At 58.9% G+C, this 4,857-nt stretch carries 3 protein-coding genes; 1 reads left to right on the top strand and 2 read right to left on the bottom strand.

Going from position 1 to position 4,857, the window contains the following annotated elements; all coding sequences use genetic code 11:
* The first annotated feature begins 244 nt into the window (after nucleotides 1-244).
* Nucleotides 245-1,450, top strand: a complete 1,206-nt coding sequence (locus tag RTX98_RS19830; protein WP_312798593.1) for a tyrosine-type recombinase/integrase — start codon at nucleotides 245-247, stop codon at nucleotides 1,448-1,450.
* A gap of 467 nt (nucleotides 1,451-1,917) precedes the next feature.
* On the opposite strand, the gene RTX98_RS19825 is transcribed toward RTX98_RS19830, so the two are convergent.
* Complete coding sequence (locus RTX98_RS19825) at nucleotides 1,918-2,592, bottom strand: hypothetical protein (RefSeq protein WP_312798592.1); 675 nt, start codon at nucleotides 2,590-2,592, stop codon at nucleotides 1,918-1,920.
* A gap of 725 nt (nucleotides 2,593-3,317) precedes the next feature.
* Nucleotides 3,318-4,857: hypothetical protein (locus RTX98_RS19815; RefSeq protein ID WP_312798589.1), on the bottom strand; the 1,540-nt coding region annotated here is incomplete at its 5' end.

The raw sequence follows: 4,857 nt of genomic DNA, 5'->3' as shown, positions 1-4,857 counted from the left end.
ATGACAGAAGTGGTTGCGGGGGCAAGATTTGAACTTGCGACCTTCAGGTTATGAGTTTGCTGAGGGCGCTTTTCGCCACGGTATCCGGCACTGCGAAGCTGACGCAGATTTCCGCCTAACCCGCTGTTATGGTTGACGTATAGCTTCATCCATCTTACTCTTTTCTGCGAGAGGAATACCCAGTTTTACGCTCCCTGATGCTTCCGATGTGATTCCGGACATCCCCCTTTGACGGAAGAAGACCATGGCGAAGATCACCAAACGTTCCGTCGATGCCGCGGCACCTGCGGACAAGGAGTTCTTCATCTGGGATGACGAGATGAAAGGGTTTGGCCTTCGGGTTTATCCCTCCGGCCGCAAGATGTATCTGGCTCAGTTTCGAACAGGCGGTCGGCTGCGCCGGATCAACATCGGATTGCATGGCGCGGTGACGCCCAACCTAGCGCGCACTGAAGCCATGAAGCATCTGTCGCAGGTTCGCTTAGGCGCTGATCCGGCAAGAGATCGTGATCGCCGCAAAGCGTCGCCGACAATGAAGGAGTTCGGCGAACGCTTTCTTGATGACCATGTCGCGTCCCACTGCAAAGCCTCGACCCATGGAGAATACAAGAGGTCGGTCGAGCTCTTCATCAACCCGAAGCTTGGATCGCATCGCCTGATCGACATCACGCGCGCTGATGTCGTGGAACTGCATCAGTCGATGAGGGCAACGCCGTATCAGGCCAACCGAACCCTTGGCGTTCTTTCGATCATGTTCACTGTTGCGCATACGTGGGGCGTCCGTACCGACGGTGTGAACCCGTGCTGGAAGGTGAAGCGATACAAAGAGGTCAAGCGTGAGCGCTATCTGACACCGGAAGAACTTGCGCGGCTTGGCAAGGTTCTGCGCGAAGCGGATGGTGAGCGTGAAGCGGCATCCTGCATCCAGCTCCTTCTTCTCACCGGCTGCCGCCTTGGCGAGATCCAGACGCTTAAATGGGACTATGTTGATCTCGACGCCGGGCTTCTGCGTCTACCTGATTCCAAGACCGGCGCCAAACTGGTGGCTATCGGCGAAGCAGCCGTGGACGTCTTCAAAGCCATCTCGAAGTGCAAGAACAATCCCTATGTCATCACCGGGACGATCGAAGGTCAGCACCTCACCGACATGCAGAAGCCTTGGCGGCGATTGCGCAAGCGCGCCAAGCTCGATGGCCTGCGCATCCATGATCTGCGCCATTCCTTCGCGTCGGATGCCCTGCAGCTCGGCGAGGATCTCACCATGATCGGACGCTTGCTTGGTCACACGCAGGTTCAAACAACAGCCCGCTACGCGCACCTCAAGACAGATCCGATCCGCGCGGCTGCCAATAAGGTATCGAACGCCATCGCTGAAGCTCTCGCCCTTCCCGTTAAGAGGAGCGAGGCGGACGAGGAAGATGAGGAGGATGCGTCTGAGATCGCAGCTTAGATCGGCGTTCGGATGTGGTTCGGGAGGATGGCCATGACGTCACTCTCAAGCCGAACAATCCACGAGGTTGCGAGAAGCGTTGTTGGAGACGGCGCGGTGTCTGCGCGATCAGCGGCGGCAACAGACCATGTTAGCGGCAGCCGCTTGCTATGGATGAGCCGCTTGGCTGCCGCCTCCCCTCCCCGCAGCGCGAAGCCAGTATGTCTCGCAGCAACTGCTCTGAAATCTCTGGAAAGCCGGTCAAGGCTGGCTGCCCAACCAGCACAGCTCCAACCGGCTTCTTGGCCATCCACTCCGTTCCCGCAAAGTGTCTAGCCAACCCTGACTGACATGGTAATTCGTCCACCGGCGCAGGGCAGAGGGCGGACAAGGATTGGGGTTCGGCGCTAAGGTCGAACCCGATGGGTGGGGCAGTTACCGTAGCAGTGGAGGCAATGACGTGCGTCGGCTGCAATCATCCCACGGGATCAGGCTTCTGGCGCTGGGTAGCTAACGTTTGGCGTCAGCTGCTTTCCCAGTCGAACCAGGTCTGCATGAGCCGACTGGATGTGCGGCCATGGAAAGGTGTCCGGCCGTTCATCCCACGCTTCGCCCCAACGGCCGATCGCGTCCAGCTTACCAGCAACACCTGCCAGCGACATGGCTGGCGTGGTTATCATGGCATCTAGCACGGTCTTGGCATGTGAAAATGCCGCCTGCTCGGCCTTCATGGTTGAGAAGTAACCGACCTCGCTGGAAATTGCGTCGAACTCAGCTTGCTTGGCAGCAAGCTCACGTTCCGCTTGCAGTCGAGTAGCTCCCATATCCGTGCGCTCGCCAATTAATCGATTAAGATCAAACAGGGAGTGCACGTATACGGGCTTGCAGCCAGGTACCGGAACCAACGTGCCGAAGCTGTCGAACCGTTCTGCGACTTCCACTTCGAGCTTCTGCATCAGCTGGCTTAGCTCCTGCACCAGCAGGTGGGTAGCTGCCCAGTCATGCCAGAGTGTGATGACAGGATCGTCAGGTCGAAATGAAGAGAGCGGGATAGCAGAAGAAGCGTTTCCCAAAACGCCACCCGTGACGGCCGCGCTGCCGCCTAAAAGCGCTACGCGACGCGTGACGCAGGCATAGTTCATGCTATGGTCGGAATCAGCCATGATCCGAGCTCCAATCAAGCTTGGTTGTGGTTAGGTCGGTCGAGTGTTACCGCACTCTGCCGGCCGCCTTAGGGCCCAGAAGCTAGCCTACCCTACGCCTACAGTCAAGATTTTTGGTATTTTGTAGCGATTTTCGATGACGCCTGTTCAATGTAGAATGGCGAGAGCAGCTTTGAGATTGGGGGTTCGTGAACTGGCCAATCTCGCTGATGTTTCGACAAACACCGTAACTCGCTTTGAGGCTGGCGAAGCTTTGAAGTCGTCGACAGTTTCTCATCTACAATCTGTGCTTGAGAAGTCCGGCATCGAATTTATCCCCGAGAACGGCGGTGGACCGGGAGTTCGCCTCGCACGACCGATGAAAAATTCGTGATCGAAACTCTTATCCTAGCAGTAAGCCAGGTAAAGAACTGCGTCGTTTTAGTCTGCTGATTGATGATTAGGGCTCATCGCATACGATTAAGTCAGCATAGTTGTTCGAATCTCATGCGGTCCGCCATCAAAATCTAGGTTAGGCTGGCGTAGCTATGGTGCCCGTGGCGTAAGATCGACGTTCTCCACGTCGCTTGCCTGCGGTGTGCGCCACCGTCCAGTCACGCCCGAAACGCATTGATCGAAATTGTTGCGGGGATCGAGTCGGACCTGCCTCAGGCGAGAATGCCAATCATCTGCGACAAGCCGATCGCTCTCTACCTCGAACCATCGTCACCTTCGTATCAACCGCGTCAGGCGCTGCTGACGCTGAGGGATTGTGCATCCTTGCGCAATATCCGTGTCGCGGCCTTATTATGTTCCGGCGCGTTCCAGACTACGCCTTTGTCCGACGGCGCCGTCAACAGAACCGTGGAACAGGGAAGACCGGCCGCATCGAATTTCCGCGCGATGAACTCACTCTCGCCACGATCATGGCTCGACATGATCAGCTGATAGCCATTCAATTCGACCATGTTGCGCATCACGTCGACAAAGGCGGCGGTGTGAATGATGTCGTTATGCTGCAGCGGATCGTCGAGCAGCAGCGCACGCCAGCGTGACCAAGGATAGGCCGTACTCGCCGCGCACAGGATGCTGAAGCCATTCGCGGCAAGCTGGCCCTCGCTCAGCACGACCTGAGGCGGCAGATCCTTCTTCGTCTCGATCGCATTGTCGACCTTCTCGCGATAGCGCAGCGCCATGCCGAAGCTGGTTGCATCGACCCGCGTGTCCGCCTTGAACTGAATGCTTTCGCCGGGCGTGCTCAGCATCGCCTCGTTGAAATCGTCGATTACCGTATTGAGCGGGTCAAGCACGCGCGCAGAAAAATCGTCGGCCTGTTTCTGAAGGTCCTCCGAGTAGCGCTTCACCGCGTTGCGTGCCGTGGTGGTGAGCTTCACTGCCGACCGAGCGGCCTCAAGCTTTACCTTCAGCGCGGTCAGATAGGCTGCCGGATCACGGACGCCATCGTCGCCCCCGGCGGTCCGCATCGACGCGACGATCTCGTCGATCTCGCTCTGGAGAAGAGCATCCTCATTGTCGCGGGCAAGCAATAGCTGGCGTTCGGCCAGTAACCGCAAACCTGCCAGCACTGTGTCGATGGCGGAGAGCCCGCGGTCATATTCAGCCTGGCTTGGAATGTCGTTGAGACCAGCGCGCGTCCAGCGCCGCTGCATCTGCCGCGACGCCTGTTCCGAAGTCGTGCGGGCTGCCTCGGCCGCGGCAAGGTCGCGTTGCGCGAGATCGAGCGCGGCCTGCTCGCGCTGGACGTCCGATGACGTCCTGGTCGCCACCTCACTCAGCTGTGCCAGACGTGCTCGCGCGTCTGCGGCGCGCTCACGCTCAGCCGTCAATCTCGCCTCAATATCGTCGATGGTCGCGTTCGACAGATTGCGTGCGGCGATGCGATCGGCGCAGGCCTTGTCCTCTGCCTGATACTGTACCAGCCGTGCGCCGAGCTGGTTGTCGCGCGCGATCAGTTCGTCGAGGTCAGCTGCAACGCTCGATCGCTGTTCGGTTGCCGCCGCCGCGTTCGCCGACAGCGGTTCCAGCGCTGCCTCTGCTGCTGCAAGTGCGGCATCCGCATCGCGTGCCCGAGTTGACGCAAGCGCGGCAAGGTCGCTTTCGGGGGCGGTAGCGAGAGTTCGGGCAATGCTGGCGCGTGCATTTGTCACCGCATCAGCGGCAGCCCTCGCGACCCGTTCGAGCCCGTCGACTGCCGCTACGACCCCGCGAAGGCGACGTATTTCATCGTTGAGCGCGGGTCGAGTGCTCCGCAAGGCCTCCAGCGCG

The sequence above is a fragment of the Tianweitania sp. genome (assembly GCF_032053605.1).
Taxonomy (GTDB): domain Bacteria; phylum Pseudomonadota; class Alphaproteobacteria; order Rhizobiales; family Rhizobiaceae; genus Tianweitania.
This window is presented reverse-complemented; position numbering and strand designations above follow the sequence as displayed.